The organism is Marinicauda sp. Alg238-R41, from assembly GCF_947331485.1.
Taxonomy (GTDB): Bacteria; Pseudomonadota; Alphaproteobacteria; order Caulobacterales; family Maricaulaceae; genus Marinicauda; species Marinicauda pacifica.
Window position 1 is genome coordinate 122,163 of the sequence record NZ_CAMZOJ010000003.1, and the last position, 14,015, is coordinate 136,177.

The following is a 14,015-nucleotide window of genomic DNA, read 5'->3' on the forward strand; positions in this document are numbered from 1 at the left end:
TACCCATGTCCGTTACCCAGGATGATGTCCGTCGCATTGCGCGGCTGGCACGTATCGCCGAGCCGACCGACCGCATCGAGCAGCTGACCGGCGAGCTGAACGGGATTCTCGACTGGGTCGAGCAATTGGGCGAGGTCGATGTGGAGGGTGTGGAGCCGATGACGACGGCTGTGTCCACGCCGCTGCCCCTGCGGCCCGACGCGGTAACGGACGGCGAGATCACCCAGGATATCCTGAAGAACGCGCCGCGGTCCGAAGAAGGCTTCTTCGTCGTCCCCAAAAGCGTGGAGTAGAGTTCGATGACCGATTTTTCCACGCTGAGCCTCGCCGATGCGGCGGCCGGGCTGAAGAAGAAAGACTTCACCGCCACCGAGCTTGCCGAATTCACGGTTCGCGAGGCCGAAGCCGCGCAAGGTGCGCTGAACTGCTTCACGCTGATCGATGGCGAGCGGGCGATGCGCATGGCCAGGGCCAGCGACGAGCGCCTGTCCTCGGGGAACGGGCGTGCGCTCGAAGGCGTCCCGATCGCGATGAAGGATCTGTTCGCGGTGGAGGGCGTCGAGATGACGGCCTCGTCCAACATCCTGAAAGGCTTCACCCCGACCTACGAATCCACGGTCTCGCAGAATCTGTGGGATGCCGGCGCGGTCTTCTTCGCCAAGACCTCCATGGACGAGTTCGCGATGGGGTCGTCCAACGAGACCGCGGCCAGCGGTGCGGTCGTGAACCCGTGGCGCGCCAAGGGCTCTGACGAGAGACTGGTTCCCGGCGGGTCTTCCGGCGGATCGGCCTCGGCGCTGGCCGCGGGTATTTCCTACGGCGCGACCGGCACGGACACGGGCGGCTCCATCCGTCAGCCTGCGGCGTTCACCGGGCTGGTGGGCGCAAAGCCAACCTATGGACGCTGCTCGCGCTGGGGCGTCGTCGCCTTTGCCTCCTCGCTCGATCATCCCGGCCCGCTGACCAGGACCGTGCGCGACAACGCCATTTTGATGCAGCACATGGCCAGCCCGGACCCGAAGGACTCCACCAGCTATACCGGCGAAGTGCCCGATTTCGCGGCTGCGGTGGGCAAGTCGGTGAAAGGGCTGAAGATCGGCATCCCGTCCGAATATCGTGTCGAGGGCATGCCGGGCGAGATCGAGACGCTGTGGAGCCAGGGCCGCGAATGGCTGGAAGCGGCCGGCTGCGAGATCGTGGATATCTCCCTGCCGATGACGAAATATGCGCTGCCGGCCTATTACATCATCGCGCCGGCCGAGGCCTCCTCCAACCTGGCGCGCTATGACGGCATGCGCTACGGCCAGCGCGTCGAGGGCGAGGACCTGATCGACACCTACGAGAAGAGCCGCGCGGCCGGCTTCGGCAAGGAAGTCCAGCGCCGGATCATGATCGGCACCTATGTGCTGAGCGCGGGCTATTACGACGCGTATTACCTCAAGGCCCTCAAGGTGCGCCGCCGCATCCTGGAGGACTTCAACGCCGCGTTCGAAAAGGTCGATGCCATCCTGACGCCGACAACGCCGTCGGCCGCGTTCGGCATCGGTTCGAAGGCCAAGGCGAGCCCGATCGAGATGTATCTCAACGACATCTTCACGGTGACGGCCAATATCGCCGGCATCCCGGCGATGAGCGTGCCGGCAGGGCTGGACAAGTCCGGCCTGCCGCTCGGCCTGCAGGTCATCACGCGCGCGCTGGACGAGGAGACGATGTTCTCTGTCGGCGCCGCGCTGGAGGACTCCGCCGGGTTCAGCGCCAAGCCCGAGAAGTGGTGGGCTTGAGGCTGGACGGGCAAGAGACGATGACACGCCGCCTGCTCATCCTGGGCTTCGGCCTCGTAGCCATTCTCGGCGCTCTGCTGGCGTCCGGCCGGTTCGGCGAGGGCGGCCTGCAGATGGCGATCGGCATCACGATGCTGGTGGCCGGTGCGGTCGGGATGCTGAACGTCTTCTTCTTTACCCGCTTGAAAAAATCGCTCGACGCCATGACCGAGAAGAAACCAGACTGACACGACACGCTGAGACGCCGCCACAGACCGACCCCGTTTTCACGCCCTAGCAGGACTTTGCCCGATGCCGCTCGATACCGCCGACTACACTTATCGCATTCCCGGCCAGACCGGGGATTGGGAAATCGTCGTGGGTCTCGAAGTGCACGCGCAGGTGCGCTCGAAGTCGAAGCTCTTCTCCGGCGCCTCGACCGAGTTCGGCGCGGCACCCAACAGCCATGTCAGCCTGGTCGACGCGGCCATGCCCGGCATGCTGCCGGTGATCAACGAGGAATGCGTGGCCCAGGCCGTGCGCACCGGGCTGGGGCTGAACGCGAAGATCAACCGCTTCTCGCGCTTTGACCGGAAGAATTACTTCTACCCCGATCTGCCGCAGGGCTATCAGATCAGCCAGTTCGAGTTTCCCATCGTGGGCGAGGGTGAAATCGAGTGCGAGCGCGATGACGGCTCGCGCTTCACGGTCGGCATCGAGCGGCTGCACCTGGAACAGGATGCGGGCAAGTCGATCCACGATCTCGATCCGAACGCAACCTATGTCGATCTGAACCGCTCCGGCGTCGCCCTGATGGAAATCGTGTCGCGTCCCCACCTGCGCAGCCCCGGCGACGCGGCGGCCTATGTGCGCACGCTGCGCACCATCGTGCGCTATCTCGATACGTGCGGTGGCGACATGGAAAAGGGCCAGATGCGCGCCGACGTGAACGTCTCGGTCTGCAAGCCGGGCGCGTACGAGAAATTCCGCGAGAGCGGGGATTTCTCCCATCTCGGCACACGCTGCGAGATCAAGAACGTCAACTCGCTGCGTTTCATCCAGCAGGCCATCGAGTATGAGGCCCAGCGCCAGATCGACCTCCTCGAGGACGGCGGCAAGGTCATCCAGCAGACCCGCCTGTTCGACGCCAATACCGGCGTGACGCGGGCGATGCGGTCGAAGGAAGAAGCCCATGACTACCGCTACTTCCCCGATCCCGACCTGCTCCCGCTGAAGCTGGAAGAGGCCTTCATCGAGACGCTGAAAGCCGGCCTGCCCGAATTGCCGGCCGAGAAACGCGAGCGTTTCGTGTCCAGGCTCGGCCTGTCCGAATACGACGCTTCGGTGCTGGCTGCCGACAAGGACCGGGCCGACTATTTTGAAAAGGTCATCGAGGGACGCGACGCGAAGCTGGCCGCCAACTGGGTCAATAACGAGCTCTTCGGCCGGCTGAACAAGGAAGGCCTGTCGATCACCGAGAGCCCGGTCGGCCCGCAGCAGCTCGGCAAGCTGGTCAAGCTGATCGAAGAGGACGTGATCTCCGGCAAGATCGCCAAGGAAGTCTTCGAAATCCTCTGGGACGAGGGCGGCGATCCCGAAGCCATCGTCGAGAAAAAGGGCCTCAAACAGATCACCGACACCGGTGCCATCGAAAAGGTGGTCGACGATCTGATCGCGCAGAACCCCGACCAGGCGGCCCAGGTGAGGGACAAGCCCAAGGCCATGGGCTGGTTCGTCGGCCAGGTCATGAAGGCCACGGGCGGCAAGGCCAACCCCCAGGTCGTAAACGAAATCCTCCAGAAGAAGCTGCTGGGGTAGGTGTCCGCGCCGGTCCGGCGAGACGCCGGGCCGCAAAGCGGACGCTCGCCTCCTGCTGCCTCGACTCTCGCGGTGCTTTTTTTTTGGCAGCGCGTGTGTCCGGGCTGAGAAAGAGCCTGGCGAGGGTTGGGGGTGTGAACCGGGAGGGGGTAGTGTTCTCTCTCCTCCTCTTTCTCTTTCCTGACGAAAGTCAGGATCAGGAGAGGACAGGGCGGCGTCCATTGATGGCTGCGCTTGAGTAAAACCCGGGGGCACACGCTGTGTCTCAACCGAACGGCCATGTTGTCCGCCGGGCGACTTAAAGAGAGTAGTCCAACAATGAAGCGCTTTATTCTCGTTATCCTCGCTCTGGTTATTGCGCTCGTCATCGTCAGCGGGGCGGTGTTTGGCCTTTTTATCTGGCGTTTCACGCCGCAAATACCGCAGGCCTCCTATCCCGAGCCTGCCACTGCGACAGAGGCGCGGTTACAGGATCTCGACTATCTGCGCCGCCTGCCGGAAGCGGACAGGAGCTTTTCCGAATCTGAGATGGCTGCGCTCAACGCCCATATTGATGAGCTGGAAGGGCGCGCGGACACGCTGAGCGAGGCCCGGTTTCTCATGGAGGTGGCGGCAGCTGCGGCCATAACCGAGAACGGGCATACCAATGTGAGCACACGCTCCACGATGGATCGTCTCAACAGCCTTCCCGTGCGGTTCGCCTGGTTTGCCGATGGGCTGCATATCGTTCGCGCCCATGCCGAACATGCCGATCTGATCGGGACACGAGTCGCGGCTTACGAGGGGCAGGACCCTGAAACACTCTATCCGCAACTGGATCCCTATTTTGGAGGCAATGACGCATTCCTGCGCCAGAACACAGCCTACCATTTTGCAGCGCCCGCCTCGCTTCATGCCATTGGATTGATCGACCGGCCCGATACGGTATCGCTGGAGCTTGTGGATACGGACGGGACGGTTTTCTCGCAAACGCTGAGCGTTGAAAGTGAGCCGACCCGGTTCTTCCCGGTTTACCGGTATTCGCTGGCGCAAACCCACGAGTATGAGGCGCAAAGCGCTCATGACTGGCGCTTTCTTGACTCCGCCACAACCGAGGCGACCTGGTATGGTCGTCATCCACCGCAGGCGCTGTGGGCCGACACGCTCGACCATGGCGGCGCATACTGGCGCATGCGCAATGTGTACGGCGATCCAGAAACCCCGCTATCGGCCTGGCTCCAGGATCAAGCGAGCAGTCTGCGCGAAAATCCGGCGCGGTATCTGGTGCTGGACCTCAGAGCCAATTCGGGGGGTGATTACACCCTTGCCATGCCCGTCATGAGCAAGATTGACGAGCTGGTACAGCCCGGGGGCCGCATTTACGTCCTTACCGATGGCGATACCTTCTCGGCTGGCATCGTCACAGCCTTCTATGCCCTTCATAGCGGCGGTGAGAACGCCATCCATGCCGGTGCGGCGATGGGCGACGATGCGCAGTTCTGGGCGGAGGGTGGCGGCAACGGTATGCGTTTGCCGAACTCCGATGTCGGGATCTTTGTCTCAACCGGTTATCATGACTGGGAGAATGGCTGCACAGACTGGTCGCGGTGTTTCTGGGTCAATATCCTTTTCGGTGTCGAGGTAGGTTCGGTCGAGATTGATCTGGACGCTCCGCTGCTTTTCTCCGACTACCGGCGCGGTATCGATAGCGGCGTCGAAGCCATCCTTGCAGCAGAAGCAGCGCGAGCGAGATGAGGGTAAAACGGGGACACACCTGTTCACCCGGCGCCACCCCCTCCGCTCTCTTCGCAAGCGCTTCCCTCAAAACCTGAAATCCCGGGCCGCGCAACGGACCCGGGACCTCAGCGATCATCCGGCGGAAGCCGGGGTGAGGAGAGGCGAGACTGCCGCCATCGGATGCCGGCGGCTCACGATCTCTGGGTTCCCGATCAAGCCGGGAATGACGAAAAGTGTATACTTTTAAATAACTTAAATTCCTTCGTCATCCCGGACTTGATCCGGGATCCAGAGAGGCCAGGGACCGTCCCTTGATGGCGGCGCTTCATGATCGGTGAGGTCCTGACTTTTGTCAGAAAGACACGGGCCTGGGTTCCGCCCCCAAGCGCAGTGCGCCACTGCATCCGCCCGCACGAAAGCCGCCGTGTAGCGGCCCGATCCCTTGACATCGCGCGCGTTCCGTTGCCCTTTCCGCCGCGTCGTTTTTCAAGCGGCGCTGACAATCGAGGACACGACTTCATGCACGCCTATCGCACCCATACGTGCGGCGAGCTGCGCAAGCCCGATGTGGGCGGAACGGCGCGGCTGTCGGGATGGATTCACCGCAAGCGCGACCATGGCGGTCTGCTCTTCATCGATCTGCGCGACCATTACGGTCTGACGCAATGCGTGCTGGAGCCGGAAAATCCCAATTTCGAACGTCTCGAGCGCCTGCGCGTGGAGAGCGTCGTGACCCTGACCGGCAAGGTCGTCGCGCGCAGTTCGGAAACCGTCAACGCCAACCTGCCCACCGGCGAGATCGAGCTGCGCGTCGAGGATCTCGAAGTGCGCTCCGAGGCCGAGGAGCTGCCGCTGCCGGTGTTCGGCGAGCCGGACTGGTCGGAAGAAGTGCGCCTGAAGCACCGCTATGTCGATCTGCGCCGTGAAAGCCTGCACAAGCGCATCGTGCTGCGGTCCAGGATCATCGACTCCATCCGCCGGCGCATGGTGGAGCAGAACTTCACCGAGTATCAGACCCCGATCCTCACGGCGTCGAGTCCGGAAGGCGCGCGCGACTTCCTCGTGCCCTCGCGCCTGCACCCGGGCAAGTTCTACGCGCTGCCCCAGGCTCCGCAGCAATTCAAGCAGCTCATCATGGTCTCCGGCTTCGACCGGTATTTCCAGATCGCGCCCTGCTTCCGCGACGAGGATGCGCGCGCCGACCGCGCGCCGGGCGAGTTCTACCAGCTCGACATCGAGATGAGCTTTGTCGAGCAGGAAGACGTGTTCAACTCCATCGAGCCGGTCCTGCAGGGCCTGTTCGAGGAGTTCTCCGGCGACAACGCCGTCACCGCGCTGCCTTTCCCGCGCATTCCCTATCTGGAGTCCATGCGCAAGTTCGGCTCCGACAAGCCCGATCTTCGCAACCCGATCGAGATGCAGAACGTCACGCCCCATTTCGAAGGGTCGGGCTTCAAGGTCTTTGCCGGGATGATCGAGAAGAACCCCAAGGTCGAGGTCTGGGCCATTCCCGCCCCGACCGGCGGCAGCCGCGCCTTCTGCGACCGCATGAATGGCTGGGCGCAGAAAGAAGGCCAGCCGGGCCTGGGTTACATCATGTTCCGCGAGGAGGGCGGCCAGGTCGAAGGCGCCGGACCGATCGCGAAGAATATCGGGCCCGAGCGCACCGAACTCATCCGCCAGCAACTCGGCCTGAAGGCCGGCGATGCGGTCTTCTTTGCGGCCGGGGTCCCCAAGGACTTCGTCGCCTTTGCCGGGCGCGCGCGCAACCAGGTCGGCCGCGAGCTCGACCTGTTCGAGGACGGCGTCTTCAAGTTCTGCTGGATCGTCGATTTCCCGATGTATGAGTGGAACGAAGACGAGAAAAAGGTCGATTTCTCGCACAACCCCTTCTCCATGCCCCAGATGGATCCCGACGAATTCATGGCGCTGGACAAGGACGATCACGAGACGCTGCTGGCCATGAAGGCCTACCAGTACGACATTGTCTGCAACGGTGTGGAATTGTCCTCCGGCGCGATTCGGAACCACCGTCCCGACGTCATGCTGAAAGCCTTCGAATATGCCGGCTACGGCGAAGACGTCGTGGAAGAGGCGTTCGGCGGCATGCTCAACGCCTTCCGCTACGGCGCCCCGCCGCACGGCGGCATCGCGCCGGGCGTGGACCGCATCGTCATGCTGCTGGCCGGTGTGGAGAATCTGCGCGAAGTCGTGATGTTCCCGAAAGACCAGCAGGCCCGCGACCTGATGATGAACGCTCCGGCGACCGCCGAGCTGCGCCAGCTGCGCGAACTTCACCTGCGCACCGTGCTGCCCGAGCAGAAAAAGCCCGGCTGACGCCTCCGCTCCGGTACCTGGACGTGAAAAGACAAGGCCCGCAGCGATGCTGCGGGCCTTTTTCTATCGCCGGTCGGGAATGGCGGGGGGTCTGGGTTTGCCGCCGCCTTCAAGTTCGGGCACAGCTTCGGGTTCCGGTGCAGGCTCTGGCACAGGTTCCGGCGCCTCGGCCAGGCGGGCATTGGCCTGGTTGAGGATGATCTCGATCGGCACGCCGGATTCAGACCGCACGAAATCGAACTCCCAGCTCGACCCGCCATCGTCTTCCAGATCGGCGCGCACCTGGCGCAGTGCGCTCATCACGATGGCTTCCAGCTCGCCGGCGTCCATTGCGCTGCCGCGCGCCTCCATCTGGGCTTCGCTGATGGCCTGGGCGGCCTCGCGCAAGCCTTCGCGCGCGGCTTCGGCCAGGGCGCGCGAGTTGAGCACCTCGCTGCGGATGTTGGAGCGTTCCAGATCGTTCATCGCCGAGCGGAAGGCGACGCGCGCCGCTTCCATCTCGCGCTGGCGCGAGCGTTCATTGCCGGCGACCACGAATGCGGACGGGTCCAGCGTCACCGCACCGGGCGTGCCGCCGGGCGGGCAGGGGGCAAGCCTCAGCCCGCCGGGCAAAGTCGTCGCCGGCGACCCGCAGCTGCTCGACAGCATCTCCTGCTCGAGCCCGGTCACGTCGCGCATCTGCGCGCCGGAAAAATTCACATCGACCAGGCGCACGCCGCTGAAATCGGCCTCGCGCAGATCGGCCCCGCTCAGATCGACATGCTCCAGAATGGCGCCGTCGAACCGGACCTCGCGCGCGTTCACGCCGCGCATATTGGTATTGGTGATCCGCGCGCCGGAAAAATCGCTCTCGATCAGGTTGGCGGCCTGGAAATCGCACAGGCGCAGCGCCGCGTTCACGAAGACTGCCTCGCTCAGGTCCGCCCCGCTGAGATCGGTCAGGACCAGGGCGGCATCGGCCAGCATCGCGTCGCGCATGTTCGCGCCGGTGAAGTTCACCCGCTGGCTGCGCAGATTGGACAGGAGAGCATCGCCGAAATCGGCGCCGGCAAAGGACGCACCCGACAGGTGCGCATCGGCCATGCTGACATCGCGGAAATTGCCGCCCGTCACCGTGATGTTGGCAAAGCGCGCGCCGACCAGATGGGCATCTTCGAAATTGGATCCGGAGAAATCGCCGCCGTAAAGGTGCGCATTGGCCAGGTTGGAATCGGCAAAGTCGCACGCGACGCAGTCACCGCCGATGACGAGGCGGCGATGGGGTTCGCCCTCGCCGCCGGCCCGGGCCGGTCCCGACAGTGCGGCCGCGCCGGCCACTCCAATGAACAAAGTTCGCAGCATCATGGCCCAACAGGTACAACCGGCGACCGCCAAAAGCGACTTAAAAGGCGGTAACCCGTTGGAGAGTTGACGGCAATGTTACCTAGGGTCGCAAGGGGGCACGGACAGTGACGCAGGCAGGCGTGTGCGCGCATCCCCGCAGGCAGAGGAAAGCTGGGTCTGCGTCAGCCCGCGTGCGGTCTCCATCTCGGCGCCCGACAGATTGGTGCCGGTCAGGTTAGCGCCGGTCATGTCCGCGCTGCCGAAATACGCCCCGACCGCATTGGCCCCGCTCAGATCGGCCCCGCGAAAGCTCGCCGCGGTAAAGCGCGCGCCGAATAAATTGGCCACCGACAGATTGGCCCGGTCGAAGCGCGCGCGGTTCATCGTGGACAGGCTTAGATCGGCCTGGCGCAGGCGTGAGCCCGACAGGTCGATGCCCGGCAGGTCGGTATAGGCGAGATCGGCCTGGAACAGATTGCAGCCCGGGCAGGACTGCCCGGTCTGCACCGAGGCGATCTGGCCCGCATTCTGGGCACTGGCCGCAGCCGGCAGAAGCGCCGCCACGATCACGCTGAGGAATATCTGTTTCATCTCGGCATGCTCCAGCCACTGATGCAAGGGTCCAGCCCGCCTCCTGCAAGCGCCGCGCCAGCTTCTACCCTTTTAAAGCTGCAACCCCGGACGCTAAAGGCGATCCGGGGCCTCAGGCAGATAGGCTCACGCCCGCCATCCGATGCTTCGAGGCCCGGCAAAGCCGGGCACCTCAGCATGAGGGGGCGGGTTGGACGCCTGATGCCAGTATCGCAGTCAAACAATCATCCGATGTCACCCATTCCCTCACCCTGAGGTGCTCGCGTAGCGAGCCTCGAAGGGTCGGATGACGCGCTTCTCCCGAAATCCCTCTTTCCTGACGAAAGTCAGGACCCAGAGAGGACGGGGCGCCTGCCTGAAACCGCTCGTCTGAGACAGGGCCGTCACAACGCCCTGCTAGGCTCTCCCGCACAGATCATCCGGGAGGACCCTTTTCATGTTTCACGCCCTTTTCGCCGCCGCCCTTGCTGCCGCCGCAGTCCAGCCGGTGACGCCGCAGACCGATCCGGACGCCTTCGTGCTCGCCATCATCGACGTGGAGACGACGGGGCTCGAGCCCGGCCATCACGAGATGATCGATATCGGGGCGGTCTACACCGATCTTGAAGGGGAGGTGCTTGGCGAGTTCTTCATCCGCATCACCCCGGACCATCCCGAGCGCGCCGGTGAGATCGCGCGGGGCATCAACGGCTTCGACGAGGCCCGCTGGGCCGAGCTCGACGCATCCGGCGAGGCGGAGGCGGCCCGCGCCTTCCTGGCGTTTCATGACGAGATGGCGGGCGGCCGCACCGCGCTCTTCACCGCCTACAACGCCCATTTCGACCGCGCCTTCGTGGACGCCTGGCTGAAGGAGGAGGGCCATGGCGGGGTGTCGGACCTGTTTACCTATTTCATGGTGGACCTGCCGTCGCTGGCCTGGGGGCGCGGCTATCGCGGCCTTTACGGCGGCGAGATCGCGCAAGCGCTCGGCATCGAACCGGAAACCAGCGATCCCCTGGAACACACTGGCCAATCCGGCGCCGCATGGAATCTTCAATTCTACCGCGCGCTGATGGCCGCAGAGCTCCGTGAGTAACACGGCGGCGCAGGCTCACTCCCCCACTCTCCTTCTCCCGCTCCACGACTCTTTCCTGACGAAAGTCAGGACCCAGGGGAGGACGGGCGGCGTGATCGGATGACAGCGCTCCACGCTCTCTGGATCCCAGCATTCGCTGGGAAAGAGGAGTGCGCGATTTGTCTTGATGATTGCGCCTCGACTTTCAAATAGAGCTGAAACCCCGGCCAAACCGAAGGCGCCGAGCCGGGGCCTCGGAGACGCAGGATCGCCTGAGGTCCCGGGTCCGCTGCGCGGCCCGGGATTTCAGGGGGGCAGGCGGTTCTGCCGGGGAAGGGCCAGTTTAAGGTATTGAAAAATCGACTCCTCTTTCCTGACGAAAGTCAGGACCCAGAGAGGACAGGGCGGCGTCATCGGATGACGGCACTCTACGCTCTCTGGATCCCAGCGGCCGCTGGGAAAGAGACGTGCGCGATTTGTGTTGGGGGTTGTGCCTGGACTCTCAACCAATGCTGAAACCCCGGCCAAGCCGAAGGCGCAGAGCCGGGGCCTTGGAGCTGGATGGTCACCCGGTCCCGGGTCCGCTTCGCGGCCCGGGATTTCAAGAGGTGTGAGGAAGACCAGTAGGGTCAGCCCCCCGGCGGCGTGCCCGACCAGCTGCAGGCGTCGCAGACGAGGGTGCTGCCTTTTTCAAGCAGGGTGAAGTGGCCGCATTCGGGGCAGGGGTCGCCGGAATAGCTGTCGGCCGTGCGGGCCACGCTGGACACGCTGCCCGAGCCACCTGAACCGCCGGAAGCCCCGCCAGATACTCCGCTCGCAGACAAATCCTCCTCCTCGTCGAGCGCGCCGGCGCGCCCGGCTTGCGCCGCGCGCGCCTTTCTCGGCCCGGCCAGCATCACGACATTGTCGGGCAGCTGGCCGCGCGAGAAGCCCTTGGAGATGAATTTGCTGGGGTCGGCCTCGACGATCTTTTCCTTCGCCACGCCGTCTCCCAGCGCCGCCGGGTCCGATTTCGGGCCGTCGCTCTGCGCGAGATCCTCGCGTCCGAGATAGGAGGTGCCGAGCTCGCGGAAGAGATAGTCCAGGATGGAGGTGGCGTACTTGATGGAGTCGTTGCCTTCCACCGGGCCGGCCGGTTCGAAACGCGTGAACACGTAGGCGTCCACGAATTCCTCCAGCGGCACGCCGTATTGCAGGCCGATGGAGATCGCGATGGCGAAATTATTCATCAGCGAGCGGAAGGCCGCGCCTTCCTTGTGCATGTCGATGAAGATTTCGCCGAGCTCGCCATCGTCGAACTCGCCGGTGTGCAGATAGACTTTGTGGCCGCCCACCGTGGCCTTCTGGATATAGCCCTTGCGCCGGTCGGGCAGCTTGCGACGCCGGGCCGGGCCTTCGACCATGCGTTCCACGACCTTCTCGACCACGCGCTCCTCGGCGACGAATTCGCGCCGTCCGTAATCGCCGCCCTCGAACTCGATCGTGTTGAGCAGGTCGTAGAGCGCGTCGCCCTCGCGGCGCAGCGTCACGCCATGCAGGCCGCGGCGCGCGCACGAGACGATGAGACGCGAGACCTCGTCAATCCCGGCCGAGCCGGGCAAGGCCAGCTCCAGGTCGCAGGACTGGCCGCTCGCCGCCTCGATGCCGGCCGCCATGGCCAGGCGCGCCTCCAGCGAGGGTGCCGCGAACACGGCGCGCAGCTCTGGCGAGAGGGCGCTGCACGCGTCCAGCTGGCCGGTGCCGTGGACGAAACGTTCGGCGGCCTCGATGTCCTCGGTGCTGACGCCGAAGGCTTCCAGAAGGCCCGCCCCGGCCGCTTCGAGCTGTTCGGGCGCAAGCCCGCAGCGGCGCGCAATCTCTTCGCCCACCGTCCAGCGGTTGAAGGCGTGGCGCACGGCCATGCCGTCGGCGATCATCGCCTCGATGCGCGCCAAGTCCTCATCGTCCAGCCCCTGTCGTTGCAGGGCGGACAGCCAGTCCGCGCCGAGCCCGGACAGCGTACCGCGCCCGGTGGCGTGGCGGATGGCGGCGCGGCTTGCCTCGTCTCCGGCCGCTTCCAGCGCGATGCGGGCGCTCTTTGTCAGGTCGCCCGCGCGCACCAGGCTGGCAATCGGGTGGATCGAGATCGAGTCCAGGCCCAGCGCATCGCAGCAAGGCCCGTCGGGCGCTTTGAGCGAGACCGGGGCCGGGGAGTGGTCCTGGACCAGTGTGACGAGGGAGGCGGCCGTCTCGCGCGCGGCGTCGCTGTCATAGGCCAGATGCAGGCGCATCAGGGCGGCGGCCAGATTGGCAAGGCCCAGCGCGCCGGCCGGCTCGGCCGCGCGGCCCCAGAGGGCGGCAGCGTGGGCGAGCGCGTCCCGGTCGAGTTCGCCCCCGGTCACGAAGGCGGCAAGGTTCAGCACGGCGGCCGGCTCATGCTTGTCCTGCGGTTTGAACTCGAGCCTGGGCGTCCCATGGGTCCAGATCGTCTCGGCGATCCGGGCGAGCAGGGCGCGCGGGGTCTCGTCCAGACCGTCCAGCCGCGCGTCGCCATCCACCGCGTCGAAGAAATCGGGGGACAGGCGCAGGCTTTGTGCCCGGGGTGCGGGCGGGGAGAGATCGAGCCCGGCCTCTACCTCGGTGATGCCCTGGCGGGCGCGCGAGATGGCCCGCTCGATCATCGCGTCCGGCGCGCCGTCCCGGCGCGCGGCGCGCACGGCTCGGGCCAGCGCCCGGTTGCGGCGCGGATCGAAGCATTCTTCCGGTGTCCCGTCGCAGTTCACGCACGCCGACGCGACCGATTCCAGACGCTCGCGCAGGACGCGCGCGCCGAGATCGGCGGCCGCGCTGCCCGCCGCATGCGCGTTGACATCATCGAGTAGCGCGCGTGCATGGCTCAAGCCGACGGGGGGCAGCGGATGATGGTCTTCGCGCATGGAGGTAGGTGCAGCTTCGCAGCGTATCATGCTGGCGGCGAGCTCGGCTGCGGCGAGCTTTCTATCGTCTTGATCCCATTGGGAAACGATGCGCTCTGCCAGCTCGGTAATGGCCTGTTCGAGATCGCCGCCGCGGTCCAGCTCGTATCCGGTCAGGGCCGCGAAGCCGAGGATTGAGGCGGCGTCGAAATGGGCCGGAACCCGCAGCGGGACAGGCGTGCCCGCCTCCAGCGCATCGGGATCGGCGAGGGATAGGTCGCGCGTTTCCCAGTCGGTGTGAGGGGCCTCGGGGCCGGTCAGTCGGGGATCGAGCGCCATGGGAACTCCGGGGATAAACGGGGCGGGAAACGCGAATCGCCTGCTATGGTATCGCGTCCCGGCCCGGCGTGTCGAAAAAGCCGTAGCCGGACTGCAAACGGCGTGTTTGACAGCACCGTCACTGGACCCGGGCGGCCTGCGTGGGCATAGTCGCGCGCGAGACACACACCCCTTAGAGGACCG

Annotated in this window: 10 protein-coding genes; 7 read left to right on the top strand and 3 right to left on the bottom strand. The window is 65.1% G+C overall.

Going from position 1 to position 14,015, the window contains the following annotated elements; translation table 11 throughout:
- The first annotated feature begins 5 nt into the window (after positions 1–5).
- The 6 genes from gatC to aspS all read left to right on the top strand — a co-directional run bounded on the left by gatC (position 6) and on the right by aspS (position 7,631).
- Positions 6–293, top strand: a complete 288-nt coding sequence (gatC, locus tag PGP17_RS12630) for an Asp-tRNA(Asn)/Glu-tRNA(Gln) amidotransferase subunit GatC (protein ID WP_135943554.1) — start codon at positions 6–8, stop codon at positions 291–293.
- Between the two features lie 6 nt (positions 294–299).
- Positions 300–1,781, top strand: coding sequence for an Asp-tRNA(Asn)/Glu-tRNA(Gln) amidotransferase subunit GatA (gene gatA / locus PGP17_RS12635; protein WP_270375710.1), 1,482 nt, complete (start codon positions 300–302; stop codon positions 1,779–1,781).
- A 20-nt stretch (positions 1,782–1,801) separates the two neighbouring features.
- Positions 1,802–2,008 (top strand): hypothetical protein, encoded by a 207-nt coding sequence (locus PGP17_RS12640; RefSeq protein ID WP_135943556.1) that lies wholly within the window; start codon positions 1,802–1,804, stop codon positions 2,006–2,008.
- Between the two features lie 64 nt (positions 2,009–2,072).
- On the top strand, positions 2,073–3,578 hold the full coding sequence (gene gatB / locus PGP17_RS12645; RefSeq protein WP_270375711.1) for an Asp-tRNA(Asn)/Glu-tRNA(Gln) amidotransferase subunit GatB: 1,506 nt from the start codon (positions 2,073–2,075) through the stop codon (positions 3,576–3,578).
- Between the two features lie 318 nt (positions 3,579–3,896).
- Entirely contained in the window at positions 3,897–5,312 is a 1,416-nt protein-coding gene (locus PGP17_RS12650) for a hypothetical protein (protein WP_270375712.1), read from the top strand.
- A gap of 501 nt (positions 5,313–5,813) precedes the next feature.
- Positions 5,814–7,631 (top strand): aspartate--tRNA ligase, encoded by a 1,818-nt coding sequence (gene aspS / locus PGP17_RS12655; RefSeq protein WP_270375714.1) that lies wholly within the window; start codon positions 5,814–5,816, stop codon positions 7,629–7,631.
- A gap of 63 nt (positions 7,632–7,694) precedes the next feature.
- Here the strand turns inward: aspS and PGP17_RS12660 are convergent, their stop codons facing one another.
- Together PGP17_RS12660 and PGP17_RS12665 are read right to left on the bottom strand one after the other, a co-directional pair.
- Positions 7,695–8,975 carry a pentapeptide repeat-containing protein gene (locus tag PGP17_RS12660; RefSeq protein ID WP_270375716.1) on the bottom strand — a complete coding sequence of 427 codons (1,281 nt, stop codon included), beginning with the start codon at positions 8,973–8,975 and terminating at the stop codon, positions 7,695–7,697.
- Between the two features lie 75 nt (positions 8,976–9,050).
- Complete coding sequence (locus PGP17_RS12665; protein WP_135943562.1) at positions 9,051–9,545, bottom strand: pentapeptide repeat-containing protein; 495 nt, start codon at positions 9,543–9,545, stop codon at positions 9,051–9,053.
- 436 nt (positions 9,546–9,981) lie between these two features.
- On the opposite strand from PGP17_RS12665, the gene PGP17_RS12670 reads away from it, so the two are divergent.
- Positions 9,982–10,620, top strand: coding sequence for an exonuclease domain-containing protein (locus tag PGP17_RS12670; protein WP_270375719.1), 639 nt, complete (start codon positions 9,982–9,984; stop codon positions 10,618–10,620).
- Between the two features lie 608 nt (positions 10,621–11,228).
- On the opposite strand, the gene PGP17_RS12675 is transcribed toward PGP17_RS12670, so the two are convergent.
- On the bottom strand, positions 11,229–13,832 hold the full coding sequence (locus PGP17_RS12675) for a TSCPD domain-containing protein (protein ID WP_270375720.1): 2,604 nt from the start codon (positions 13,830–13,832) through the stop codon (positions 11,229–11,231).
- Positions 13,833–14,015: the final 183 nt, after the last annotated feature.

Excerpts from the sequence above, each read along its gene's own strand:
- gatC (WP_135943554.1), top strand. The coding sequence starts at position 6 with ATGTCCGTTACCCAGGATGATGTCCGTCGCATTGCGCGGCTGGCACGT.
- gatA (WP_270375710.1), top strand. The coding sequence starts at position 300 with ATGACCGATTTTTCCACGCTGAGCCTCGCCGATGCGGCGGCCGGGCTG.
- PGP17_RS12640 (WP_135943556.1), top strand. The coding sequence starts at position 1,802 with ATGACACGCCGCCTGCTCATCCTGGGCTTCGGCCTCGTAGCCATTCTC.
- gatB (WP_270375711.1), top strand. The coding sequence starts at position 2,073 with ATGCCGCTCGATACCGCCGACTACACTTATCGCATTCCCGGCCAGACC.
- PGP17_RS12650 (WP_270375712.1), top strand. The coding sequence starts at position 3,897 with ATGAAGCGCTTTATTCTCGTTATCCTCGCTCTGGTTATTGCGCTCGTC.
- aspS (WP_270375714.1), top strand. The coding sequence starts at position 5,814 with ATGCACGCCTATCGCACCCATACGTGCGGCGAGCTGCGCAAGCCCGAT.
- PGP17_RS12660 (WP_270375716.1), bottom strand. The coding sequence starts at position 8,975 with ATGATGCTGCGAACTTTGTTCATTGGAGTGGCCGGCGCGGCCGCACTG.
- PGP17_RS12665 (WP_135943562.1), bottom strand. The coding sequence starts at position 9,545 with ATGAAACAGATATTCCTCAGCGTGATCGTGGCGGCGCTTCTGCCGGCT.
- PGP17_RS12670 (WP_270375719.1), top strand. The coding sequence starts at position 9,982 with ATGTTTCACGCCCTTTTCGCCGCCGCCCTTGCTGCCGCCGCAGTCCAG.
- PGP17_RS12675 (WP_270375720.1), bottom strand. The coding sequence starts at position 13,832 with ATGGCGCTCGATCCCCGACTGACCGGCCCCGAGGCCCCTCACACCGAC.